The organism is Rubritalea profundi (assembly GCF_002954445.1).
Taxonomy (GTDB): Bacteria; Verrucomicrobiota; Verrucomicrobiia; order Verrucomicrobiales; family Akkermansiaceae; genus Rubritalea; species Rubritalea profundi.
Genome location: NZ_MQWA01000001.1, coordinates 3,937,717 through 3,963,055, shown reverse-complemented (window position 1 = coordinate 3,963,055; position 25,339 = coordinate 3,937,717). Strand labels below are relative to the sequence as shown.

Annotated in this window: 20 protein-coding genes, 2 tRNA genes and 2 pseudogenes; 10 read left to right on the top strand and 14 right to left on the bottom strand. The window is 48.6% G+C overall.

The window, feature by feature from the left end; all coding sequences use genetic code 11:
- Positions 1-162: 162 nt before the first annotated feature.
- Entirely contained in the window at positions 163-366 is a 204-nt protein-coding gene (locus BSZ32_RS17315; RefSeq protein ID WP_105044577.1) for a hypothetical protein, read from the top strand.
- A gap of 147 nt (positions 367-513) precedes the next feature.
- Here the strand turns inward: BSZ32_RS17315 and BSZ32_RS17310 are convergent, their stop codons facing one another.
- Positions 514-1,431 (bottom strand): thioredoxin family protein, encoded by a 918-nt coding sequence (locus BSZ32_RS17310; RefSeq protein ID WP_165788922.1) that lies wholly within the window; start codon positions 1,429-1,431, stop codon positions 514-516.
- Positions 1,432-1,556: 125 nt separating this feature from the next.
- Between BSZ32_RS17310 and BSZ32_RS17305 the strand changes: the two genes are divergently transcribed.
- Both BSZ32_RS17305 and BSZ32_RS17300 read left to right on the top strand, forming a co-directional pair.
- Entirely contained in the window at positions 1,557-3,311 is a 1,755-nt protein-coding gene (locus BSZ32_RS17305; RefSeq protein ID WP_105044575.1) for a putative Na+/H+ antiporter, read from the top strand.
- Between the two features lie 54 nt (positions 3,312-3,365).
- Positions 3,366-3,950 carry a riboflavin synthase gene (locus tag BSZ32_RS17300; protein WP_105044574.1) on the top strand — a complete coding sequence of 195 codons (585 nt, stop codon included), beginning with the start codon at positions 3,366-3,368 and terminating at the stop codon, positions 3,948-3,950.
- Between the two features lie 259 nt (positions 3,951-4,209).
- On the opposite strand, the gene BSZ32_RS17295 is transcribed toward BSZ32_RS17300, so the two are convergent.
- The 4 genes and pseudogenes from BSZ32_RS17295 to BSZ32_RS17280 form a co-directional block, all read right to left on the bottom strand.
- Positions 4,210-4,779 (bottom strand): FAD-dependent oxidoreductase, encoded by a 570-nt coding sequence (locus tag BSZ32_RS17295; RefSeq protein WP_338066261.1) that lies wholly within the window; start codon positions 4,777-4,779, stop codon positions 4,210-4,212.
- Between the two features lie 42 nt (positions 4,780-4,821).
- Positions 4,822-5,208, bottom strand: a complete 387-nt coding sequence (locus BSZ32_RS17290) for an FAD-dependent oxidoreductase (protein WP_105044572.1) — start codon at positions 5,206-5,208, stop codon at positions 4,822-4,824.
- Between the two features lie 209 nt (positions 5,209-5,417).
- Positions 5,418-6,026 carry a dTMP kinase gene (tmk, locus tag BSZ32_RS17285; protein WP_105044571.1) on the bottom strand — a complete coding sequence of 203 codons (609 nt, stop codon included), beginning with the start codon at positions 6,024-6,026 and terminating at the stop codon, positions 5,418-5,420.
- 98 nt (positions 6,027-6,124) lie between these two features.
- Positions 6,125-7,707, bottom strand: a pseudogene (locus BSZ32_RS17280) (SulP family inorganic anion transporter).
- Positions 7,708-8,357: 650 nt separating this feature from the next.
- Here BSZ32_RS17280 and BSZ32_RS17275 point away from each other — a divergent pair.
- Positions 8,358-8,434: transfer RNA gene (locus tag BSZ32_RS17275), tRNA-Arg, on the top strand.
- A 257-nt stretch (positions 8,435-8,691) separates the two neighbouring features.
- Here BSZ32_RS17275 and BSZ32_RS17270 read toward each other — a convergent pair.
- The 3 genes from BSZ32_RS17270 to BSZ32_RS17260 form a co-directional block, all read right to left on the bottom strand.
- Positions 8,692-8,767, bottom strand: a tRNA-Phe gene (locus BSZ32_RS17270).
- A 157-nt stretch (positions 8,768-8,924) separates the two neighbouring features.
- Positions 8,925-9,908, bottom strand: a complete 984-nt coding sequence (locus tag BSZ32_RS17265; protein WP_165788921.1) for a M28 family peptidase — start codon at positions 9,906-9,908, stop codon at positions 8,925-8,927.
- Positions 9,909-10,012: 104 nt separating this feature from the next.
- Positions 10,013-10,930, bottom strand: coding sequence for a ParB/RepB/Spo0J family partition protein (locus BSZ32_RS17260; protein WP_105044569.1), 918 nt, complete (start codon positions 10,928-10,930; stop codon positions 10,013-10,015).
- Positions 10,931-11,100: 170 nt separating this feature from the next.
- On the opposite strand from BSZ32_RS17260, the gene BSZ32_RS17255 reads away from it, so the two are divergent.
- Positions 11,101-11,715 (top strand): hypothetical protein, encoded by a 615-nt coding sequence (locus BSZ32_RS17255; RefSeq protein WP_129589817.1) that lies wholly within the window; start codon positions 11,101-11,103, stop codon positions 11,713-11,715.
- Positions 11,716-11,733: 18 nt separating this feature from the next.
- Positions 11,734-12,267: an SET domain-containing protein gene (locus tag BSZ32_RS17250; protein WP_240610677.1), complete on the top strand. Its 534-nt coding sequence runs from the start codon at positions 11,734-11,736 to the stop codon at positions 12,265-12,267.
- Positions 12,268-12,999: 732 nt separating this feature from the next.
- On the opposite strand, the gene rlmN is transcribed toward BSZ32_RS17250, so the two are convergent.
- A complete protein-coding gene (rlmN, locus tag BSZ32_RS17245) occupies positions 13,000-14,082 on the bottom strand; it encodes a dual-specificity RNA methyltransferase RlmN (RefSeq protein ID WP_105044567.1) in 1,083 nt (360 codons plus the stop codon).
- A gap of 272 nt (positions 14,083-14,354) precedes the next feature.
- Complete coding sequence (locus BSZ32_RS17240; protein WP_105044566.1) at positions 14,355-14,852, bottom strand: methylated-DNA--[protein]-cysteine S-methyltransferase; 498 nt, start codon at positions 14,850-14,852, stop codon at positions 14,355-14,357.
- 124 nt (positions 14,853-14,976) lie between these two features.
- Between BSZ32_RS17240 and BSZ32_RS17235 the strand changes: the two genes are divergently transcribed.
- Genes BSZ32_RS17235 through BSZ32_RS17225 form a run of 3 tightly spaced genes read left to right on the top strand, consistent with a single transcriptional unit; the run spans position 14,977 to position 17,985 of the window.
- Positions 14,977-16,470, top strand: a complete 1,494-nt coding sequence (locus tag BSZ32_RS17235; RefSeq protein ID WP_105044565.1) for a cryptochrome/photolyase family protein — start codon at positions 14,977-14,979, stop codon at positions 16,468-16,470.
- A gap of 25 nt (positions 16,471-16,495) precedes the next feature.
- Positions 16,496-16,936 (top strand): deoxyribodipyrimidine photo-lyase, encoded by a 441-nt coding sequence (locus BSZ32_RS17230; protein WP_105044564.1) that lies wholly within the window; start codon positions 16,496-16,498, stop codon positions 16,934-16,936.
- Positions 16,933-17,985: an FAD-binding domain-containing protein gene (locus BSZ32_RS17225; RefSeq protein WP_165788920.1), complete on the top strand. Its 1,053-nt coding sequence runs from the start codon at positions 16,933-16,935 to the stop codon at positions 17,983-17,985. The genes BSZ32_RS17230 and BSZ32_RS17225 overlap by 4 nt, the downstream gene beginning before the upstream one ends.
- An 84-nt stretch (positions 17,986-18,069) precedes the next feature.
- Here BSZ32_RS17225 and BSZ32_RS17220 read toward each other — a convergent pair whose 3' ends face one another.
- Entirely contained in the window at positions 18,070-18,318 is a 249-nt protein-coding gene (locus BSZ32_RS17220) for an HP1242/YdcH family protein (protein ID WP_105044562.1), read from the bottom strand.
- Positions 18,319-19,262: 944 nt separating this feature from the next.
- Between BSZ32_RS17220 and BSZ32_RS17210 the strand changes: the two genes are divergently transcribed.
- The gene (locus BSZ32_RS17210) at positions 19,263-20,636 is read left to right on the top strand and encodes a sulfatase-like hydrolase/transferase (protein WP_105044560.1); all 1,374 of its coding nucleotides are present in this window, start codon (positions 19,263-19,265) and stop codon (positions 20,634-20,636) included.
- Positions 20,637-21,838: 1,202 nt separating this feature from the next.
- On the opposite strand, the pseudogene BSZ32_RS17205 reads toward BSZ32_RS17210, so the two are convergent.
- From BSZ32_RS17205 to BSZ32_RS17200, 3 genes and pseudogenes are all read right to left on the bottom strand, one after another.
- Positions 21,839-22,513 (bottom strand): annotated as a pseudogene (locus tag BSZ32_RS17205) (nuclease-related domain-containing protein); the annotation flags it as partial.
- Positions 22,514-22,525: 12 nt separating this feature from the next.
- Entirely contained in the window at positions 22,526-22,693 is a 168-nt protein-coding gene (locus tag BSZ32_RS19010) for a hypothetical protein (RefSeq protein WP_165788919.1), read from the bottom strand.
- 50 nt (positions 22,694-22,743) lie between these two features.
- Entirely contained in the window at positions 22,744-25,272 is a 2,529-nt protein-coding gene (locus tag BSZ32_RS17200) for a DUF3427 domain-containing protein (RefSeq protein WP_484592880.1), read from the bottom strand.
- Positions 25,273-25,339 lie beyond the last annotated feature (67 nt).

Below are 25,339 nucleotides of genomic sequence, written 5' to 3'. Positions count from 1 at the left end.
CAGACTATACAGATTACTTGTTAGTGTTACTCACACTGCTGAATGTTGTTGCGTTGAAATTCCTTTACCACTCATAACACGAAATCCACGAATACTCGAGATTCCCTAGGCTGGCTACTCGCTAGTTAAAGGGGAGAGATTTACCACACATTATACTACACCATGATCATAAAAATCGGACTCATCCTCTTTCTTCTCTTTTGGTTTTCACTCGGAGCTTGGCTGGTGGCTCGCTACAATGTTTTGTTTGGCCCCCATAAAGATGATCCAGCCGAAAGCCCTGGTGCACGCTCCTTTGGTGTAGCCCACATCATTGCGGTTTGGATTGGCGGCGCTGCAATCGGGTTTTACTTCCTGCTTAGGTAGTAGGAAAGAACTCTGCTCAACAATCGCGACCACGCGATGAAACCTGACTTTCGACTTTTAGACCTTTGACATTCCCACTGACCTCGGACTTCATCCGTGTCGAACGTCTACTCAGCCTATAGCTATTATACCACTCGGTGTTAGAGACTACTTCTTTTGCTTTTTCACATAGTCGGCGACCCAAGCTTGGTCAGCGGGTGATAGCTTTTTGAGGCTTGTTTTTGAGCGTTTCCCCTCAGGGTTTTTGAGGGTAATTTCGCCAGATTTTAAAGAAACGGGCTTGGCAAAAACCTTACGGCCTTTGTTGTCGTGCCAAATCCTGTAGCCTTTTGCTTCATATTCTTCGCGCCAGTTGCCGTAGTCAGCCAGAGCATTGCGATGGGCCGACTTCAATCGGCCAAAATAGAAGAGAGACCCTCCTGTCTTGTAGCCTCTGTACTTGCCGAATTGTGTCCCACGAGGTGACAGCATCAGTACAACGGGTGAGCCCATAACCTTGTATTGCTTGCGGAGTTGGTTGATGTACTTTTGTTTTTTATCTTTCCGCCGCTCATCATCCTCGTTAATATTACTATCCATGCGCAGTCGTACGACATTTTCGGCAGCCCAGTCCTCAAATTCTGAATGAGAAAAGAGCTCATTATCCAGAGACTTGGCCGCTGTATTTCGGTGTGAATTGGTGAACCATAGCAGAACCGGTTTGCCATTTTTACGCGCTAATCGCATGGCCTCGGTATAGCTCTCGTGCCAATTATCTTGCGGGCCTATTTTCCAAATTTCTTCGAGCTCAGCCATCGGCTTGTCAGGATCTTCGTCAGCCCAGACGATTTTATCTTCACTGTAGAGCTGGCTAGAGTCGGTCGTCAAGGTAGCTTGGATGTCTGCTAGATCCTTCAAGCTCGAGCTGTTTTCCTTTTTTTCATCGTCCTCGCCGAACCCCGTGAGGTTCTTGAGCTCATCCCCTACACCTTGCGCATTTCTACCGATGACAGCACAGCTAGTGAAGCCAAATGCTATGGTGCATGCCGTGGTTGCCAGAGCGAGTAGACGAAGGAGTTGCTGCATGCTCTCAGGCATATCAAAGCGGGCAGGCAATTCAAGCCACCATTCTCGGAAACAACGACACAAATAAGCATTGCTGGATTGACAATATACGTTTATTTCACAACACACACAAACTTACATTTATTATGAGCACCTACAAACACCTCATTTTCGCCATGATGGCCCTCATTGGGCTTAGCTCACTAGCCATGGCGTCCGCACAAAAGCAACCAGCCTACAAAGCTGGTGAATACGGTCTCACAGAAGACCAATTTGCCGAATTCCCACTCCCCTTGGGCTACTATGATAAAAAACTCACCGATGATGGTAAAATCGACCTTGGTGAGACTCTTTCCTACCGCTCAATGCAGCAAAATGGCTTCAACCTTGTCGCCTCAATCATTTTCGTTTGCGCTATCCTTCACACATTCTTGGCTGGATTTTTTGTAAATATGGCGCATCACCATCAAGAAAAACACGAGGTCCGCATCAAAAAAGAAGGTCGCACAGCCTGCGCTAAACTCGAAGATGACGCGCAGGATGATGTCTCATTCAGAGCTCAGGCTCTGCACTTCCTCGGAGAAGTCGAAGTTATCTTCGGTCTCTGGGTAGCAGCTCTGGTTATATCCATCTACTATTTCTTTGGTTTCCTCGGTGAAGGTCTTGATGGATTCCTAGATGGCTACCATCAGATCCAGCTCTACTTCGGTAGTGACGTGAACTTTATCGAGCCTGTGTTTGTCGTGGTCATCATGGCGATTGCTGCAACTCGCCCAGTGGTTCGATTCTCAGAAAGAGTCATCGGCTCAGTGGCTCGACTCTTTGGTGGCGGCCCAGCAGCTTGGTGGATCTCCATCATCACTATCGCTCCGATTCTTGGTTCATTTATTACCGAACCTGCAGCGATGACAATCGCTGCTATGTTGCTCGCTAAGCGATTCTTCGATAAAAATCCACCAGCGAACTTCGCCTACGCCACACTTGGCTTGCTCTTCGTCAACATATCTGTCGGAGGCACGCTCTCACACTTTGCGGCTCCACCAGTCTTGATGGTTGCTAGTAAGTGGAACTTCGGACTGGAATACATGTTCCTCAACTTTGGACTCAAAGCTGTGGTCGGTATCTTCATTGCCAACGCCCTCTACTTCTTCATCTACAAAAAACATTTCAAAGCATTGGCTGCAGAAGACGGTCAGGAAACACGACGTCCACTGTGGGCTGAGCGTGAAGACGCCATCCCATTTTTTGTCACATTCATCCACATCGTATTCCTTGCATGGACTGTGCTCAACGCGCACGATCCACCACTCTTCATTCTTGGATTCGTGTTCTTCCTCGGATTCACCCAGACTACTGGTCATCACCAGAATGAGGTGAGTATGAAGTCGCCACTCTTGGTTGGTTTCTTCCTCGCAGGTCTCGTGATTCATGGTAAGTGCCAGTCCTGGTGGATTGAGCCATTGATCACATCAATCGATAACAAGTACATCCTCATGATCGGCTCCACTGTGCTCACAGCATTCAACGACAATGCCGCGATCACCTACCTTGCCTCACAAGCGCCAGGTCTCTCTATTGGAGCAAAGTACGCTATCCTAGCAGGTGCTGTTACTGGTGGAGGTCTCACGGTCATTGCCAACGCGCCTAACCCAGCGGGTCAGTCAATCCTCGGTAAGCATTTCAAGGGTGGTGTAGTGCCGTTCAAGCTGGTGAAAGCAGCCCTAATCCCAACGGTCATTATGGGAGCATGTTTCATGCTTATTCCATCCAAAGGTATGACTGTGGATCCTCTTGACGGTGTAGAACACCACGACGAGCATGCTGAAGACCAGCACGATGCTGAACATACTGATGCAGGCCTCAACACTCATCACGACGCTCACAGCGGTCTCCCTCACTAAAATCAATCTACAGGCCTCGACAATGTCGGGGCTTTTTTTTACCATCACATCATCATGTTTACAGGACTTGTCGAAACTACCGGCACCATCACTCACATCGAAAACCTTGGCGAGCAATCACGCTTCACCATTGCTATACCTTTCGCTAGTGAACTCGCACTCGGTGACTCTGTAGCCACCAATGGATGCTGTCTCACAGTCGCTGAATTTGATGATGATTCAGCCAAATTTGATCTCCTAGCTCAGACGCTCAAAGTCACCTCACTAGGTGAGCTAGAAGTGGGTTCTGTGGTCAACCTCGAGCGCGCTCTTAGAGCACACGACCGCCTCGGCGGACATTTTGTACAAGGCCACGTCGACGACACTGGCTCGATTCTCGATCTCTCCAAACACGGGCAGGACCATCGTTTCGAAGTCGCTCTCCCTGAATCAATTCACAAGTATTGCATCGATAAAGGCTCCATCGCTATCGATGGTATCTCACTTACAATCGCTGAACTCACAGACAGCAGTGCGGTCTTCTGGATCACACCGCACACTTTCGAGCACACACACTTACACGCTTGTCCCGTAGCCAAGCCAGTAAACCTCGAGGCTGACCTTCTGGCTAAGTACACCGAAAAATTACTCGCCAAATAGCTCCAAGCCTTTAGTGCTTTTTGTCGTATAACATGATTCTCATGATATGGATAGGTGCGAGTTTCTATTCGCTAGTGACCTCCGTGGCGGTGGTTTCCAACCGCCAAACCAAAATATATCAACTACGGACTAGGCGGTTAGAAACCACCGTCACACGACCTCTCCAACGGAGAAATCAAGGCATCGTTTAAGATTTTTTGAATTCTGTCAAAATTCTGATAACCCTGCATAAAATAAATACATTCGACTAGCTCAGATGCTAAACGAAATTATCCGGAGACAGTATGCCGAACGGGCCGGTCTTCAGCCCAGCCATTGTCGCCGTCATCTGCTTTCTTGCCCATGGCAGAGAATTCATCACTGGGAAGGAGAGATCTCTGGCTGTTCCTAACAACCTGTAGTCTGATTGGAAAAATGGCGTCGCCCAGCGTGTGGCACGTTGGTAAAAGGCGAGATGCTTTTTCCGCCTCTCGGAGTAACTCGTGAGCGCCTCGGGGAGATCTAACTCTCTTAGGCATTGCGCTAGGGTGCTAGCATCCACCAAGGCGAGGTTGACTCCTTGTCCCAATTGCGGGCTCAGAGCATGGGCAGCGTCTCCTAATATAGCCACATTGTTAGTGTGCCATTTTTTCATCACCACATCGTGGTAACTAGCGACAGACAAGTCATCGTGGCTGTTGATTTGCTGTAGAAATCCCTCTGCCTGCGGTGCGAGCTTGAGAACCGACTCCTTCCATTCATCGAGCGGGGTGTCACGCCATTGCTCGACTTTATCCATCCGTATCGACCAAAAGAGGCTTAGTAAATCGTGCTCGGTTCCAGTCGGCAGCAGCCCGCAGAGCTTATCGGTGGAACTGACCGGCTGCCACAGCTAATTAGAGTGAAAGGCCTCAGTGCGTTTCCCGATAAACCACAACGCCCCCCACGGGAATTGTCTATGCGAGTAGGGGAGACCTATTTGGTCACGCAGAGTCGAGCGCGATCCATCACAGACTAAAAGTAAATCAAATGGGCCATGGCCGTTAGCCTCTGTGTCGATCAGCTGATCGATATTTCCCTTCGTCTGAATTTTGGAGATTTCGGTCCCCCAGTGAAGACGAACACCAGCCTGAATGACGGCTTTCTCCAGATGCTCAAAAAGTGTGCAGCGGTGGGTCCCAGCCCCAGCGATGCCCTGGCAAAGTTCTCCGTAGTGAAGGTCTGGCATGGTCGCTCCACGGTCGTTGATGCAGTGGAGTTGGTTGATGACCGTCGTCATAGGCAATACATCATTGTATATCCCAAGCTCTTTGAGGACTGCTAGACCAGTCGGTTGCAGTAGAAATCCAGCGCCGATGGGGGAGTTTCTGGAGCCCTTTCAAATAGGCTCACGGCATGGCCATCGCGTGCCAGTAGAATAGCACTCGCGGCGCCGGCACTACCGAAGCCAACAATAGCGATACGAAGTGGCTTGCTTATCGCGTCACACTAATGAATTTCAGCCAGAGCTAATTTCAGCATCTCAGCATGAATCGTCTCGATCGATGGGCTGGAGTCGATGACCCTCGCGTAGGACTCATCTTTCACACTCAGAAAGACATCGCGGCAGAATTGAAGGGCATCGCGTTGTTCAAATTCGTTGGCCTCGTCGCCACGTGTGCCAATGCGTTCGAGCGCTTGGTCGACATCGAGATCGAGGATAAATAAAATATCGGGAGCTGGAGCGAAGGACTCATTCGTCTCGCGCAACTCAGCAACATCAAAGCCATTAGCACCTTGGTAGGCCATGGTGGAAAAGTAATACCGATCCAGCACCACATGCGTACCAGCCTCAAGAGCAGGAAGAATGACATCATTCACATGTTGCCTACGGTCTTTATGAAACATCTCGAGCTCTGCATCAGGAGAAAATCGGCCCTCAGTCATTGAAGCCCGGAGTATTTTTCCAAATGGTCCATCGGATGGCTCACGGTCCTGGAGGGCGTCCTCACCGATTGAGCGTAGCGCATCAGCTAGCATTTTGACCTGCGAGGACTTTCCTGTGCCGTCAATTCCTTCCACCACAATCAATAGCCCACGCTTCTTTTGCTCATCCATTGGATTGTTAGTACGAAAGCCAAGCTAGTGGCGCAAAACAAAAAAACTCCAACGTGAAAGAATCACGTTGGAGCTGTAAAAATGGGCACTGCGCGGACTTACTTGTCTGAACGAAGACGCGCCACGCTGTAGTCTGGATCGTCAGGAAGAACCTCGATATCTACCAAGGTGCCAGCACGCTTGATCATGTTGCGGCAGTCGGCCGAGAGATGACGCAGGTGCAGTGTCTTGCCAACCTTGCGGTAGCGCTCGGACATCGCATGGATGGCATCAATACCTGAGTGGTCACAGATGCGCGCCTTCTCAAAGTCGATTACTATGTTTTTGGAATCGCTCCTCGCTTTAAAATTCTCAACGAAGTCACTGACGGAGGCGAAGTAAATCATACCTTCGACCGCGTAAACTTTCTCATCGTCCGTGTCCTTGACCACATCAACTGTGACGTGCTGTGAGCTCTTCACTGCAAATGCGAGTGCTGAGACAATGATGCCGCAGAGCACTGCCAGTGCTAAGTTGTGTGAGAAAATGGTCACTAAGGTCACCACTAGGATCACGAAGATATCAGAGTTGGGAACCTTGCCGATTGTCTTGAAGGTCGACCACTCGAAGGTCGCAATAACAATCATGAACATCACACCCACAAGGGCGGCAATAGGAATCGCTAGGATGAATTTAGATCCGAATAGAATGAACGCTGCCAGCGAAAGCGCACCGACGATGCCTGATGTTCGGCCACGACCACCAGACTTCATGTTGAGAAGCGATTGACCAATAGTAGCACAACCACCCATGCCGCCGAAGAAGCCTGAAGCCATATTAGCAGCACCCTGAGCCAGACACTCACGGTTGGATTTACCTCGGCTGTCAGTGATCTCATCGATCAGTTGGAGAGTAAGTAATGACTCGATCAAACCGACAATCGCAATTGTGATAGAGATCGGCAGGATGCCTTTCCAGAAGGCCCAATCAAAAGTCACACCGCCGAACAGGCCTCCTTGAAAGGTTGGAAGGCCTGTATCAAAAGTCCGTGAGCCATCTTTAGAGAGAGTTTCCAAGACGTCAGCCACAGTACGTCCATCCACTACTCCGAAGTACGTGGCAAGACCCACTGCTAAAATAGCCATGAGTGAAGGAGGGACAGCCTTAGTGAGCTTAGGTAGGAACACGATGATAGCCATCGTAAGAACCACCAAACCAACCATCATTGCTAGTGACGATCCCTCAATCCACGAGCCATCCTTATTTTTAAAGAAGACTAACTGGCCCAGCGCGATCACTACCGCGAGGCCATTAACAAATCCCATCATAACCGGGTGGGGGACCAGTCGAATCAGCCGTCCCAGTTTGCACAGGCCAATAGTCGTCTGAATGATACCAGCCAGAATCAGCGCGATGAAGAGGTACTTGTAGTCCATCCCTTCGATCCCAGTAGCGGCGCCGAGCTGGTATGCCTGAGCAGCGACGATTGCGATAGCACCAGTGGCACCACAGATCATGCCTGGGCGGCCACCAAAAGCAGCTGTGATGAAGCCGACAAATACGGCTGACCAGAGGCCAATGATCGGGCTAACCCCCGCAATAAACGAAAAGGCAATAGCTCGGGGACAAGTACTAGAGAGACAGTGAATCCCGAAAGACAGTCGTCCTTCAGGTTGCCGCGTTTTTTTTTAAATTGAAACATAGAAAAACTTTGTGTGTGGACTGGCTGGACTAAAGAGAAAAACCCACACAAGCAACCCCGAACTCAGTAATCAACAGAATAGATCGACCCTACACCGCTTTAGACAGAATTATCAGAATTCCACTGGATTCACAAAACTCATCAGCTGATACCCACTAAAATGAACTAGGAATCCATGGCTCTATCGATGAGTAATTATGATTATTTACTCAATTCTGAAAAAGTTGGTTAATCCTGTCGAGCGCCGCAGCCACCGAGCACTCACATTTATTGGCTCTTCACGCGCTATGCATGACGTATGCCTACGCATCTCTCCAGTCTGCAAATTAAAGAGAATGGATCAAAATCTACCGCCATATAGCTTAGCGGTAGTTTTGTTCGATCTGATTCAACTCAAGTTGAAACCTAAGAATATTGAGTAATATCTAATATCCACCAATCTCTAGCAAACCCAATTCGTATATAGGAATTCTTCAGCCTTTATCTAGTTTGATCATGCGTAGCGCGTGAAGAGCCCATTTATTGTCGTATGGAGGAAATTTTACCGCAAATACAAGATTCAGCTTGCCATCGACAAATTATGGAAGTACCAAATCCCCGCTGCCTCTGGCTCCACTCCGGGGGTGGCACTTTTTTTACTTTTTTAATGCGCTCCCTTAGCTCAGCTGGATAGAGCAACGGATTTCTAATCCGTAGGTCACAGGTTCAAGTCCTGTAGGGAGTACCATTGATTCGCCCTTATACCGTATAGGTTTAGGGGCTTTTTTTCATGGTTTTCTTACTCTATAGCCGTGAGGCCGCTTCCAATTTATCACTAGGCTCGACTTATTGGCCAATAGAAATTGGTATTGAGAGTGTGGGTTGGGCGTCTCACACTTTCCATCGAAAAGGCGAATGGTTGGAGTGCCACGGAAAGGACTACCACCACTCCTCCGAAGCTACAATCTGGACACAAAAAACCCTGCGTAGAAGCAGGGTTTAAAGTGGTGGCCCATCTCGGATTCGAACCAAGGACACACGGATTTTCAATCCGTTGCTCTACCAACTGAGCTAATGGGCCACTTTGTAGTGATTACCGCTAGCAAACATTAGCTGCTTTGCGGTGCGCGTTGTGTAAGGGGTGGCGCTGGATTTGACAACCTAAAAGTGCTGTGAAAGTGTTCTTTTTTTCGCTGTGAGAATTACGGTAATGTCAGTATTTTTCGCGTGTCATTCACCTAGAGATGGTTGGAGAGGATTTCCAGAGTCATATGGATGCTCATGCTGAGACTCTTTTTCGAAATGAGGTCCATGTTGTCGGCAGAGGTATGCCACCATTTATTGGCGGAAAAATCACCGATGAGGTCGATTGTTGGGATATCTGCGATGACAATCATGGGGTAGTGGTCGTCGAGGAATGAGCCAGAACTTTTGCCAAAGTGGTTTTTGAGCTCAAGCTTGCTGCGTGCGGCATCATAGCTGCGTGCGAGTTTCTTAGGAGTGTCGGAGGGGATTTTGATGGTGAGGTTCTTGTGACCGATCATATCGAGCACGATACCGAACTGTGGTGCTTTCTTGTAGGGGCTGATGGCTTGCGCGACACTTGACTGAACGGCGCGTGAGTAATGGATGCTGCCGTAGAGTCCATCGACCTGAAATGCCATGTTAGGTCCGACCGCTTCTTCGCCATCGAAGAAAACGAGTTCGAGTTGTTTGGCTGCGGTTGGATGGTTTTTGTGCAGGTGCTCAGCGAGGGCCACGATGGTGGCAACACTGGACGCCGCGTCGTCGGCTCCGAGGAAGTTTGGCAGGATCTTAGAGTCAATATGGGCGGCTAGGACACCAGTGACACTGCGGCCCCATGGGTTTTGGCCAGGGTTTGGAGCGTAGCGGGCGATGACGTTAGAGAATTGAATTTCTCCTTTGGGTGTCATCTTTTTGAATTTCTGTTCGACGCTAGTCCAGCCGTGCTTTTTAAGTTCAGCGATGACATAGGCTCGGGATTGATCGAGTCCAGCGGATTCTGGCTGGCGGTGACCGAAACTAAGAATAGTTTCGGTGTGGGAATAGGCTTTGCGCGCTATCCTATCGGCAATTTCTTTTCCGCCGAGCTGAAGTGGGACACCTTGGCTGACACTTTGTGGGGAAGACGAACTGTCTTTGCAGCCACAGAGTAGGAGAGAAAGGAGGGAGAGTGCGAGAAAACGCGCTGGAATGAACATAGCTTTAAATTGAAATGAAAAGCGTGCTCGAGTGCTTAGACTCTCGATCATGCTTGTCGTGGATCGGTGAGAAGGTGGGCAAGCAGAGGGTTAGGGGAAGGGGATCAATGCGCGATTGATACTCCGAGGAGTTCGAGGATGCGATTGAGGTCAGCGTTGCCGCTGTATTCGATCTCGATCTTTCCTTTTTTACCGGTGTGGTGGAGGTTGACCTTGGTGGCGAAGTCCTTTTCTAACTGACATTGAACCTTCTTGATGATGGCGAGGTCGGCTGCTGAGGGGGCGTGTTTGTTAGGAATTGGCTCGGCTGGCGGATTGTTGAAGTCCTGAGCGAGCTTCTCAGCTGCGCGGACAGTGAGCTTCTTCTTGATGATGATTTCAGCGGTTTGGACTTGGGCGACTGGTTCTTTGATCGCTAGGACAGCCTTGGCGTGACCTACAGTGATTAGCCCTTTTGAGAGGAATACCTGAACTTCAGGGGTGAGGTCGAGCAGGCGCATAGCATTGGCTACGCTGGCACGGGACTTACCCACGCGCTCAGCAATTCTGTCCTGCTTCATTTTAAATTCCTTGGCGAGGCGGATGTAACCGGCTGCTTCTTCGATAGGATTGAGATCTTCACGCTGGAGGTTCTCGATGAGTGCCATTTCTAGCACGTCTTGGTCGTCTACCTTGCGGATGATGACTGGGACTTTCTTGAGGCCAAGTCTCTTGGACGCGCGCCAGCGGCGTTCGCCAGCAATAAGTTCTAATTTATTGCCAACAATCCGAGTGATGAGTGGCTGAATGATGCCGTGCTGACGAATAGAATCCATCAGGTCATCTAGCATGCTATCGGTGAAATGTTTACGTGGCTGAAGTGGTGAAGGGATGACAGAGCCAATGGTAACCATGCGAACATCATTATCGTGGGTGCCGGGAGCAGTGTCCTTTTTAGGAGCCGTCTTCTGGGAGATGGGAGATGGCGATTCCTGCTTGCTGATAAGCGCTCCGAGTCCTTTACCTAATGCCTTTTTTGCCATGAACTAGGAGCATAGATCTAGTGGTGGAGAGAATGCAAAGCTGAATTTCTAGAATTGAAGGTTTTTGTACGAGATAGCGCTAGAAGTGCCGTATAAGGTGAATTTCTACTCGATGTCGCGCTCGTAGGCTTGACGTGAGGGCCATTGCAAGGAATCAATACCGTAGTTCTATGATAAAACGATTCCTTTTAGTCTACTTTAGCCTTGTGGCGAGCCTGCATGCCCAGCAGCTCTTCGGTGGTGAGTTCGCCCTCAATGAAGCCTCGCGCCAGTCGGTACAAGAATCAGTCCAGAAGATGGGCAACGAAGTGCTGAAGTCAAATTTCCGCTTTGCCGTCGATAAGATGTATCCACGCTGGAAGATACTTCAGGCAAAGCAATTAGGGAGTGAAGTCAAATTATTAGAGGCATTCAATAACGCGGGTGCTCAGATGCAAGAGGCAGGGGTCACGCTCAATTCCTTTGTGGCTGACCCACCATTGAAGGCGTACCGAGTGCATCCTAAAATGAAGGCTGGCCGAAGCGAGATTCGTTCGTCCGAGGATGTAACCTACGAGTTATTAGTTTTTGTGCCAACCAAGATGAAGATGACGTTTTTATTAAAAAATCAGCCCAAGCTTAGTTTTTTACGTGAGAGTTTCCAGATAGCAATTGCGAAGGAGGGGACCAACGAGTGGACATTTCTCGATGGGGCCACTATCAGTGTGAAAGACCTCCGCAGTCTTTTTCCGCTGCTGCCGCACAACCTCGAGTTGCCGAAGAAGGTTGACACTGAAATCAAGTAAATTTTGTAGAGGTGAGAGATGTCTAAAAAAGAGAAAAAGGAGAAAAAGAAGGAAAAGCGCTACGACCATCTAAAGAAGATGGCTCGTATCACGCGCTTGATGAAGGAAATGTATGAGCGCGGCCAGAGCAAACTCTGCGATGTGCGCAATTCTGAGATTCACGGTCGCGGAGTCTATGCTGCAGCAGATATTGCCAATGAGACTCAAATTATTGAATACATCGGCGAGTATGTCGACAAAGACGAAAGTGAAAAGCGAGCTTGGGATCAGGCGGCCGTGGCAGAAGAAACTGGCGATGCCGCGGTGTATATTTTCACCCTTGATAAGAAGTGGGACATCGATGGCGATGTGCCATGGAACGATGCACGATTGATCAACCATTCCTGTGAGCCCAATTGCGAGGCTTGGATCGAAGATGACCAAATTTTCATCTACTCACTACGTGACATTAAAGACGGTGAGGAGCTTACCTTCGATTACGGATCGATATCGAATGTTATCAAGATCATCCGTGTCTCTGTGGCCGCCCATGCTGTGTCGGCTACATTGTGAGCCGCGAGCAATGGCCAAAACTTAAAGAGAAGCTGGAAGGCCAAGAAGAAACCGAGAGCGAGCAGGAGCTTCAGCAACAGATAGAAGCGTAGGGAAGTGCTGAAGCTTTGCGATTTTTTGTTAGTGTCGAAGGTCGAAAGTGTGGTTAGCAGAGTCTGGTGACTTTGACTTTTTGAATCGCGCCCACGCGCTCTAGCTGGGCCTTTCTCGAGCCTAATAGACCCTGATCACCCCGTCTGAGTCGCAGCACATTCGGGTTTCGGGAGAGCGCTAGCATATCTAGCAAATGCGCACCCGTGCCTGTTGATGAATAACTTCATACTGTCACTATTATACGAATCATGTTGCTAGCTAGATGAAGCACGGGGTGCCGAGAGTCGGCACTGTTTTTACGTGTTACGTCTATTCCGATGGATGAAACCTTGGATGATGAAGCGATTTTTCACCACGAAATAGGCGAAATGCTAGAAAGTATAAAATTCCTCATTCTCAATTGGAGCAAAGCGACCTCTACCACGAATCGCACGAAATTTCACGAATGGTGTTGCTCGATAGATGAAGTTTTCGGACTCAATTTCTGAACGCTTTCCAATTTCATCGTAGGAGGAGTAGCTATTATGTAGTAGCAAGCATCGCGAAGCTCCAAATAAATCTATATAAATCAGTGTGATCTGTGGTGAAAACTCGCTCCATTGTCCTAGCTCGGAACACTAAAATCTGAACACTGAAACCTTAAATAGCGCTCTGCGCCTCCGCCGTTTTCTTCATCTCCTTGAGCCGGAGTTGGCCGCAGGCGGCGTCGATGTCGTGGCCTTTTTCCAGGCGCATGGTGGTCATCACACCGAGGTTTTTGACGGTGTCGCGGAAGAGTTTGCAGTGCTCGTCGGATGGGCGCTCCCACTCGAGCCCTTCAACAGTGTTGTAGGGGATGAGGTTGACGAAGCCGCCGAGCTTGTTGGCTTTCTCCGCAAGGATAGTTGCTTGCTCCAGGTCGTCGTTAATACCTTTGATGAGAATGTACTCGAGCGTGATGCGCTGGTTGTTCTTTTCTTTGAAGTCGTGTAGCGACTCGAACAGTTCGTCGATATTCCACTTCGAGTTGACAGGCATGATTTTGTTTCGGACCTCGTCGGTCGCACCATGAAGGGAGATAGCGAGTGAGACTTGGTTCTCACGCTCGGCGAGCTTGTAGAGCATCGGGACTAGGCCAGACGTAGAGACCGTGACCGAGCGTGGTGCCAGATTGAGCGCCCAATGGCCGGTGATGATATCGAGCGCTGGATCGAGATTCTTGAAATTAGCGAGCGGTTCGCCCATGCCCATGAATACGACATTGGTAATCGTTTTTCCGGAGTGCTCGGAGATCGCGATCAATTGGCTGATGATTTCAGCTGTGCTGAGGTTGCGGGTGAGTCCGTCGAGGCCAGAGGCGCAGAATTTGCAGCCATAGGCGCAGCCGACTTGCGAGGAGACACAGACGGTCATGCGGTCGGATCGATCTCCATTAGCTGCCTGGGTGGCAGGGATCAGCACTGATTCTATGTAGCGGCCGTCGCGGAGTTGAAAGAGGTACTTGCGCGTGGTGTCCTCAGAGCCTTGGACCTTGATGATCTTTGGTAGCTCAATCGAGAAATGCTCAGCAAGCAGGGCACGGTAGCGCTCGGTGATCGAGTCGATGAGTGAAAAATCACGGACATCACGGCGGTAGACGGCATCCAGCACTTCGCCGGCATGGTAGGTGGAACCTCCGTGCTCGGTGAAAAATGTGCTAAGCCCTTCTTTGGTGATTCCTAAAATGCTCTGTTTCTCGCTCACAGCTGCATTGCATGCACAGTCAGAGGTCCTTGGTCAAGAGTCATTGGGCTAGAACGAGCGATCTTGGGATTGAGTTTTTAGTGTTCAGTCGGCAGTTTTCAGAGCCAGTACGATGAAAAGTAGGTAACGCGAAAATATGAATTTTTGGAATACCGTGACTAGACACCGCTCAGCTGTAGGCTCGGCCAGAGCTGGACGAAAGCTATCGTTTGTAAGCTTACCACGAGAGTCGCGAACATTTACTAATCTAGATGTGTTGGAGTAACTATGATTCACAGTAAATGATTCATTGGAGCGTAGCGGCTCTCAAGCTCGAGCAAGATTTGTTTGTTGGAGAGCCCGCCGGCGTAGCCAGTGAGTGTGCCATTTTTCCCAGTGACTCGGTGGCAGGGGACAAAGATCGAAAGCGGGTTGCGTCCATTGGCCGCTCCCACAGCACGGACTGCTTTAGGATTGTTAATGCGTTCAGCAATCGTGCTGTAATTGACTATTTCTCCATAGGGGATCTGAGAAAGCGCATCCCAGACCTTGAGTTGAAATGGAGTTCCCTCAGGTGAGAGAGCAGTGGTGAAGGATTTACGTGAGCCAGCGAAGTACTCAGCTAATTGCGTGGTCGCTTTGAGCAAAATGGGGTGTCGTGGGTTTTCAATCCATTCAGCTGACGTGGTGCCCTGTTGGTTCACATGGTCGAGAGCTATCAAACCTTCGTTCCAGGCGCGGAGCCGGATCTTACCAATCGGACAGTCAAAGTAGCTGAAGTAAATCTGCATAGCTTTTTATACCATAAAGCTCGAAATAATCAGAGCTGAATTGGGTAGTGCTAGGATCGGCTGGTATCTTGTGGTCTAATTGTTTTATCACTTGCTGATTAGAGTAAGTGTGCGATGATTTTTCATGCTGCATGTAGGACTTATTTTTCCACATCAATTATTTGAAAATCACCCAGTCATTGAGGGAGTAAATAGTTGTTTTTTTATCGATGAACCCTTGCTCTATTGGGGGGAAGGAAAGTGGCCGGTAGTTCCACACGCTAAACGCATTTTATTACTCAAGGCGGCTGGCCTAGCATTTTCTGAGTCGCTTCAAAAGTCTGGCAAGCGAGTGGAAAATCTACCTAGCCTTGATGCCATTCCCGATTCGGTTAAGTCTGTTCTAGTATGCCGAGTTGTCGACGATATGCTAGAGCGGAAGCTTATAGAGTGGGCGAGTAGCCGTGGAATTACGATCGAGTGGCTCGATTCTCCATGCTTCGTCACCCCCAGTGAGTGGCGCGAAAACTTTTTTAGTAATGGCAAGAAGCCGTTCATGAAAACATTCTACGAAGCTCAGCGCAGGAGGATGAATATTATGATTGATGCTGAGGGGAAGCCCGAGGGCGGGAAGTGGAGTTACGATGCGGATAATCGCAAGAAGCTGCCCAAGAAGGTCGCAGTCCCCGAGCCGCCCGCTGCAATCGCTGATGCTATTGAGATAAATCATCTAGCAGCTGCAAAATATTGGATGGAAGGTTCTGGTTCTGTGACTGGTGATACTGAAGGATTCCGTTACCCGATTACTCATTCAGCGGCATCTCAATGGCTCGATGATTTCCTAAAGCTACGGTTTCTTGACTTTGGCACCTACGAGGATGCTCTCAGCACTCGGGGGGATTTCCTCTACCACAGTGTGCTCACTCCAATGCTAAATATCGGATTGCTCACTCCTCAGCAGGTCGTAGAGCGCTGCATTAATTACGCTAAAGTTCATGCAGTACCGCTCAACGATCTAGAGGGATTCGTCAGGCAAATCATCGGCTGGCGAGAGTTTGTCGCTATCATGTACTTACGCCACGGTCGGGAAATGCGGGTCCAGAATTTTTGGCAATGCAAGGAACCAATGCCTGCGTCCATTTTGAACTGGCGCACCGGCATCGAGCCGGTCGACTATGTGTTAGATAAAGTCCAACGTGAGGGCTACGCTCATCACATTGAGCGATTGATGGTGTTAGGTAACTTTATGTTGTTGCTACGTATTCACCCAGACGCTGTCTACCGCTGGTTCATGGACATGTTTGTTGACGCCTATGATTGGGTGATGGTTCCAAACCTATATGGAATGAGCCAGTTCAGTGATGGTGGCACGATGGTGACCAAGCCTTATATCTCGGGGTCCAATTATATTCTGAAAATGTCCGATTTCAAGAAAGGCGAATGGTGTGCGGTTTGGGACGCGCTCTATTGGAGCTTTATCGACGACTATCGCAGCTTTTTTGAAGGCCAATACCGGATGCGCATGATGGTCAGCCACCTCGATAGAATGGGGGTAGAAAAGCTCGCAACCCACCATGCTCTGGCAAAAGAATTTAGAGAATCTATGCGCATGGGTAAGACTTGGGGAGCCATGCTCTAGTGAAATATGAAACGATTAGTAAGCGGTGCACTTAGTTTGGTTTAAGCGGGATCTACGAGTAGATGACCATTGCTTGTTGGCTGAAGTCGGCCGTGCCTGTAGGGCAGGTGAACAGATGCTCGGCGTCTATGTCTACGAACCTATTGTCTACCAAGCTGATGACTTTGATGTCTGCCACCTCTATTTCATCAATGAAAGTCTAGTAGAACTTCGTGAATCACTACGCAAAATTGGTGGCGAATTACTCATCCTCCATGGTGAAATTTTGCGAGTATTTGAGCAAGTACGCCGCCACTTTGGTGTGAGCAAGCTCTGGAGCCATGAAGAAAATGGTAACTCTGTCACATTCGACCGTGACCTCCGTGTCGATCAATGGGTCAAAAAAAATGGAATTCAATGGGTCGAGAAGCCACAAAACGGTGTCATTCGCCGGCTGAAAAATCGCGACGGTTGGGCCACATTGTGAATAAACGTATGTTGTTAGAGGTCGTTGATCCGCCAGCTCTTCTTGTGTCGCCAGCTTCACGGTTTTGTGGTGAGGTTTTAGCCGCCGCCGAACTAAAACTCAATGATCGGCCGATGGTGGACCGTCAGCGGGGCGGCAGTGAGCAAGCATGGCAATGTTTTGAGAGCTTTATTGGTGGACGCGGTGAGAGTTACCGATCTGCCATGAGCAGCCCAGTTACTGCCTATGAAGCCTGCAGCCGACTGAGTCCATATTTAGCATTCGGTAATATTTCGGTTAAGCAAGTATTCCAAAGGGTGTGTATGATGCAGCTTGCCATCAAAAATAGCGAGGCACCACGTGGTACTTTCACTCAATGGCGAGCGAGTCTGAAATCATTCCAATCGAGGCTTCGTTGGCATTGTCATTTCATCCAAAAGATGGAAGACCAGCCAGATATAGATACCGTAAACATTGCTCGCAGCTATGATGGGATTCGCGGTGAAGATGCAGCTAAGTTAGAAGCTTGGCAAGACGGTAAGACTGGTTATCCGCTGATAGATGCTTGTATGCGGGCTCTGCGAGCAACCGGCTGGCTTAATTTCCGGATGCGAGCGATGGTGATGTCCTTTGCTAGCTACCATCTATGGATTGATTGGCGAGCAAGCGGCTTGGTTCTCGCGCGCTATTTTGTCGATTACGAACCCGGCATTCATTGGAGCCAAGTGCAGATGCAGAGTGGCACCACAGGCATCAATAGTGTGCGAGTTTATAGCCCAATCAAGCAGGTTACGGATCAAGACCCAGACGGAACGTTTATTCGTAAATGGGTTCCCGAGCTAGCAAATGTTCCCAGTGCTTACCTTGCTGAGCCACATACGATGCCAGTCATGGAGCAAACCTTTGCCGGCTGTCGGATTGGAGACGACTACCCAGAGCCGATCGTAAATCACACCGAGGCATACCGATTGGCTCGTGATAAAATCCATTCTATACGTAAATCTAACGATGCCAGAATTGAAGCCACTGCTGTGTACCGCAAGCACGGTAGTCGCAGGAAAAAAAGATGATTTTTTGATAATAGCTGAAAACGAATCAGCTGCCAAGAGGGGGGATCGGCAGCCATTTCGTAAGTGATAGTCGTAGCTGATTGCCTAGTTAGCTATGCTGGCTAGAATCATTTTTTGCAGCTTATCCTTGAGAGCGAGCCTGTCGTGCTTGCGCTGATTGGTGTAATCGTCGCTCGGAGTCTCGATATTCTCCTCGATACGGTGCATCTCCTTGTCCACCTGGTGGTACTCGTCGAACAGGCGAGCAAAGTGGGCGTTGCTCACTTTAAGGTCATGGATTGTGTCTTTGTGCTCTGGAAGTTCGTGGATGAGGTCGTGTTTTTGTATTGTCATAATTTTGATAGTTAAATCATCTAAAGTAATAGCGGAGCACGGCTCAAATAGCTTAGCGTATCTTGCCAATGTTTGGCCAAAATATGCCGCGCTTAGGTAATCTGCTACGTCCTCAGATATTCTGCCGCGAAAGACGCGAAAGTTTCAAAAGTAGGATGAAGCGACTTCCGACCAAGAATTGCGCTGATTAGACAGCTTTCCCGTTGCAGTGCTGTTTTAACCGCGCAAAGTGCGTAATTTTTCTTGTACGATGAAGCTGTTTTATACCACTGATTACTCAGATTTCACAAACTAGTGTGATAGGGTATTGATAGGTAGGGACGTTCCTACCAACAACGTCCGAGTGGGTGGATCTTGTAAAGCTCCTGCGGACAGAGTTTACCCATTATTCACCTACCCAGAGTGAGGCAGTTCCACCAAGAATGGCACTAATCCCACGGATAAATTGATCTGGAGTGCGGTGGCTTGACACCGCTCTGCGGCAGGCTCGGCTTGACGAGCGAGGGGGGGAGTGGACTGCGGGTGTAGATATTCTACCGCGAAAGACGCGAAAGTTTCGAAAAATGGCCAGCAGGGTGAAGCTATTCTACCACGAATGACACGAATGACACGAATGACACGAATGACACGAATCTCACGAATCTCACGAATGACACGAATCTCACGATAAGCTTGTGAGGATAGCGAGGCTTTAGAATGGATTTTCTGAAATCTGAACACGTCGTCCAGTTTCATCGTTCTGGCCCAATGACCAATGACTCCTGACTATTGACCGCCCGCAGGGCTCACTGAACACGTCGTCCAGTTTCATCCTACGAGGTCTCATCGTTCTGGCCCATTGACTAATGACTCGTGACCAATGACCGCCCGCAGGGCCCTCTGAATTCATAATTCCACGAAGCGACCCTGTGCAACTTTTCGATGCGTGTGTGGTTCAAGTTACTATGAAGCATCTGTTATTTTTACTTGCGATCTCGATCCCGACTTTGAGTGGGGCGGCACAGCCGAATATCATTTTCCTGCTGTCCGATGACCAACACTGGAATGAGACCTCGGTGCAGATGCATCCAGAGTATGCTAACTCTAAGAACTCGGACTACCAAACTCCCCACCTCGAGGCTCTGGCATCTGAGGGGATGCGGTTTTCAGCAGCCTACGCACCCGCACCCGTTTGCTCACCCACCCGTGCGAGCATCCAGACTGGATTGAGCCCTGCCACTTTACATTGGTGCAAGGCCGGCCCCCCAGTTTCGGCATCGGGGAATTATAAATTACTCCCACCAAGCTCTAGAAAGTCGCTAGAGAAGGAACAAACATTTGCTGGATTTCTTCAACAAGCTGGCTACGCGACAGCGCACTTTGGCAAGTGGCACATCGGTGGCGGTGGGCCAGAAAGCCGTGGCTACGATGTGAGTGATGGCGACATCGGCAATGAGGCAGCCGTGAAATTTAAAGACTCCAACCCCGTCGATATCGTAGGCATGACGACACGCGCTGGGGAGTTTATGCAGCAACAGGTGATGTCAAAAAAGCCATTCTACCTACAGATGTCCTACCTCGCATTGCACCAACCAGGAAATGCTTCGAAGAAGAATATTGCTAGATTCACCAAGATGCACCCAGAGATGAAGCAACGCAGTGTCCAGAGGATGGCTCTCACTGCGGATCTCGATGACGGCGTGGGGGCGTTGTTGGATAAAATAAAGAAACTTAAGATCGAGAACGACACCTATGTGATTTACATGTCCGACAATGGAGCCGGCGGTAGGGGCAATGCACTCATCAAAGGAGGCAAAGGAAGCTTGGATGAAGGGGGGACGCGGGCTGTATTTATTGTGAGAGGACCAGGGGTCCCTGAAAATTCTTGGTCACACCAACGAGTCGTCGGCTATGACCTGTTTCCTACATTTTGCAGTCTAGCTGGCGTCAAAGGCGCATTGCCTAGCAACCTAGAAGGTGGGGATCTAACTAAACTTTTTAAAGGGAAGCAAACATCGGTCGAACGCTCACAGCCAGGATTACTATTCCACTTCCCGCATTATCAAACCTCGACACCCGTGAGCGCTCTCTACCACGATGACTACAAGCTAGTTCGTGACTATGAATCCGGATTAGACCATCTCTTCGCGATCACCACCGATATAGCTGAAAAGAACGACCTTAGCGCAGCGAAACCACAGATCTTGCAGTTGATGCAGAAGATGCTCAGCCAGCAACTCACATCAACCAATGCCACCATCCCTCAAAAGAATCCAAACTACGACCCCAGCAAACCAACGACAGCAATCAAAAGAGGCAAGCCAAGAAGGAGAAAGTAGGAAGTAGGAAGTGAGGAAGTGACCTCTACCGCGAAAAACGCGAAAGTTCCGTAAGATTGCCAGAACGATGAAGCGGTTTTAGCGCAGATCTCTCAAATTTCTCAAATTTCGCGAATGGCTTGATCTGGAGTGCGTGTGGCTCGACACCGCTCTGTGGCTGGCTCGGCTCGACGAGCGCGGGTCGTGTGCTGCGAGACAGTTACCCTACCGCGAAAGACGCGAAAATTTCAAAAAGATGGCCAGCAGGATGAAACGGTTTTCACCACGAATCCCACTAATCTTACCAATGGATTTTCTGAAATCTGAAATCTGAACGCTGAACGCTGAACGCTGAACACGTAAATTCTTAATCGAAGCATTTTATAGAATGCTCAGCGAGTTGTTCCTTAGGAGCGCCGAGCCCTAGCTCGGCTAATTGTCCTTCCTCATTCTCATCATTTCAGCCAATACTTGAGCATCAAATATCAGTTAACATTCTAATAGTTAGGCGGATATTGTAAGAGGATTATTAGAGTTGAGGATTATTAGAGTTGAGGATTATTAGAGTTGAGGAGGTTGGAGAAAGGGGAAAGGGGAAAAGGCGCTTCGTTAAGGCGATTTACCGAGTTCTCCAACGGAGAAAAACATACAAGCCTAGGGAAAAGGCAGAGCCTGCATCCCTAGGTTAATCGCAAAAAAAACGTATGTTGGCTGAAGGCCAACTTCAATGCGTCTGTGATCGTACTAACACATTGTGGTGAAAGTCAGCAAATGAAGCGAGTGTAGAAAGCACATTAGTCGATGGTAACTGGTCACCGTGAAGGGTGCGATCTGTGGGTAACACTGGCAGTCATATACGGACTCAGGATCAGACCTCTAGTAGCTCCATTGTTAATTCCTAACTGGAGCGAGGCGCGTAGAAGAGCGCTTCCAGCCTCTTTGCTCTAGGCCAGATAATGAAGCGAGTTCCCACCACAGAATTCACAAAATTTACAGAATTGGTTTATGAGTCGTAAGACTTTAGCCCTTAAAACATCTGTGCTAATCAGTGGAATCTGTGGTGGGCTACATTTTTAGTTTTCCGAGCCAGCACGATGAAGCGAGTGCTGAGCGCGGCTTACGCGTTTCTAATCACAAATCTTAAATTACAAATATCAAATGGAGTGTAGCCACTCTTACGATGAAACCTTTCTACCGCGAAAAAGACGAAAGCATAAAAATTCCTAATTCTTAATTGGCGCAAAGCTCCCCGTGCCTCTGCATTTAGGGAATTGGGCGCAGCCCCAGAAGCGGTTGCCTGCGTGAGTTCCTTTATTGGCGATGTGTTCAACCATCGGTTGAGCGCATTTGGGACAGGATGGGGGAGAGGTGTTGGTGCCCTGCGTTTGTGGCGCGACAGGAATCGCGGGAGGTGCTTTTGGTGCTGGATTCTGTCGCTTCCTCAGTTGTTGGACGTGGTTTTTTGCGACCACGCGTTTGTTGTCGATGGTGGCAAGTGGTTCTAGTGTGCTCAGGCAGCTCTGCACTTCATCAGCTGTGAGCAGAGCGCTTTGGTGTTTCTTGATGAAGCGAATCAAGCCGCGCGTCATCACGTTCGCTGGGAGGTCAGTTTTGAAAGTGCAGTTGCCGATGAAGAAGATCAGATTGTGAAAGGCTGATTTATCCAGCTCTAGCAATTTTACCAATGCATTGATGTGTAGAGCATTTTGATGCAGCGGGTTCTGGAACTTGTGCTTCACCTTGTAGATAAGCTGAGTCCATTGTCTTTGCTTCTCACCGCCAAAGACCCAGCCTTTGTAGTTCTTTGTCTCGATCACAAATAGCCCAAAGCGCGACACCACAAGGTGATCGACCTGCGCCGTCCCTTTGCCATCTGGTCGCGGCAAGTAGAGATCATGGAAAACGTGGTACTACTCGGGGTTGAGTTTTTTGAGACCACGCTCGACAACCTTCTCACCGAACCAGCCTTTGATATTTGGGAGGCGACAGATTTTGAGGGTGAGAATGAATAGTCCAGCAAGCGTGAGGATTTGCCAGTGGGAGGTAAGGTAATCAGTAATGATTGAATCTAGGTTCATGGTGGAGAAGCTTCGAAGATGTCGTGGATCCAGTGGGCGAATGAATTCTGCTAGCTCAGACCTGTAGCTATTTTTGCTTCATGAAAGAAGTTGTGGCTAACAGGGCAGTCTAGTTCGTAAATAATTGAAATAGGTCGATCTCCGTGAGCGCTGATAAATTGTGTCGATCCAAGAAAGGTGAAAGGGCTTGTGAGCTTACCTTCAGTTTTACGTATCCGAGCAAGGACTAGAATTGTATATCCGCGTCTTTTCTGGTGAATGTAATTTTGACCAGTAGGACTATGTTGGCTTGTACTCGATTGGCTTTCCCAATGAAGAGTTGTTCTTGAACTGAGATAATCTCGATACATGGTGCTCTCGGAAAATAATTTCTCATTTTTCTCAAAAGTGACGAAATGGAGGTAAGTTTTCGAATCTTCAATATGAACTACGCCTGTGCCGGTCGGTCCAGATGTGACTACGTCGGCTCTACCGAATGCTGCCGTGACTTCACGCATAGTGTAGTTTGCGTGAAGACGTAATCTGTGAGTTTCTGGGGGCTTCTCAAGCTTAGTGGGAAGCTGCTGAGTTCTGGCGTATCCAAGGATTTCTAGAAGGTCGCTGCTGTAGCGTAAATTGGAGCGAAGCTGTTTAAATGCTTGTAAGTAAGATTTGAATCCGAGGTCTGCACCTTTTTTATTCCATAATAAATAGTAAGCTGAGGCTGTGTATTTACTGCCTATGAGAAGTTGTTTGAGGCTGGTCTCATCGGCCTCGATCAAGCGTATGAGAAAATTAAGATATTCAGGGTCATTAGTCATGCTAGCTCTAGCTAGAGAGTTCAATTCTGGTGATTTACCCTCGTAGAATGGAACAGTTGTCAGCTTAGCTAGCTCTTTCCACGAACTCCACGATCGCTTTGTAAGGAGCTCGGCAGGAGACTCTTTTGTAGCTTGAATGAATTCAGTGAAACTCGGAGGAGTCGAGTATGCTGAAAACGCATCAATGATCCGATTATCTATATTTTTATATGTCTGTCGGATGTTGTTCAGAATGGTCTCTTTCGCGGTTTTTTCAAAGCTGATGTAACAGCCGGCGGGAAGGTGAGGGAAACCTTGTGTGATCTCTTTTTGTAAATTGTGCCTCTTTCCCGGAAGTAATGATTTTAGGCGGAGGTCGAAGCGAAAGTTTTTGTGAGCTGCACCGACAAAATCGAGGACGATTAGTTGGTCTTTATCGTCGTAGTTTCTTAAGCCTCGACCTAATTGTTGTTGGTAGATGACATGGCTTTCCGTTGGTCGCAGGAACAAAATTCCATTCACAGCTGGGATGTCTATTCCTTCGTTGAATAGATCGACTGTGAAGATGAAGTTGATTTCACCATTGGTTAGACGGTGACGGGCGTTGTCTCTTACCTCTGCTGGGGTGTTCGCATCTAGTGCTATAGCAGGAATGTTTGCCGAGTTGAATTCATTTGCTAGTTCGTGTGCGTGCTCTTGGCTAACGCAGAACCCAATTGCTTTGACTTGTTCACGATCAAAATCGTTGGGATCTAGCGGAGCTGGAAAGTATTCTACTATTTTTTTAATAATCAGTTCAATACGGGCTCTGTTGCCTGTAATAATCTTAGATAGCTCGGCTGAATCATATTTGCCTTGGCGCCATGATAAACGAGAGAAGTCTACAGTGTGATCGCTTACGGCGTAGTAGTGAAATGGGCAGAGGAGTTTTTGCTCAAGTGCGTCGGGCAAGCGAATCTCGGAGGCTAGTGGGGTATCGAAATCTTCAGCAATAGAAGATCCATCAGTTCTTTCAGGGGTGGCAGTCAGTCCCAATAGTATTTTAGGTGATAGTTTGGTGAGGATTTCTTTATAGCTAGCAGCCTTTCCATGATGGGCCTCATCGAGAATGACGATGTCCCAACGATCCTCCGAAAAGCGGGAGGTGAGTTGACGTGAATTGAAGCTGGAAACTGAACAAAATAAGTGGTCGTAGTTTTCAGGAACTTTTCCACCGTAGAGCTCATCTCCGAAGTTTCCATCAGAGAGTACATGGCGGAATGAATCACGCGCTTGTCGGAGAATTTCCTTACGATGCGCAAGAAACAGTAGTTTAGGCCTTTTTCCTAATTGTAGAGGGAGACGTTTGTAGTCAAAGGCTGCAATCATCGTCTTACCTGTTCCAGTAGCTGCTACAACAAGGTTTCGGAAATGCTCTCTATCTTCTCTAGCTTCATGCAATTCACTGAGGACGATTTTTTGATGTTCGTGTGGCCTTAGTTCAAATGGAGTTAGATTGATTCCCTCTGATGGAGTATACCTTTCAGATTTTGTGGATTTTACGAGATATTCGAAATCGCCTTCTGAGTAAGAGCTAAATGAAGCGGCTTCCCAGTAGCTTTCAAATTGTGCCTCGCAGCGTCTGAAAAGATCGGGTAGTTCGGGCTTGGGCAGTTTAACTGTCCACTCGAGTCCACTTGTCATGGCTGCATGGGATAGATTAGCTGAACCGATGTAGGCACAAGATAGTCCGCTGTTGCGATGGATGAAGTACGCTTTTGCGTGCAGTCTAGAGTGCTTGGTGTCGTAGCTGATTTTTATTTCAGTATTGGGTAACTGCGCTAATTTTTGGATTGCGGCTGGGTCGGATGCTCCTAAGTATTAACCC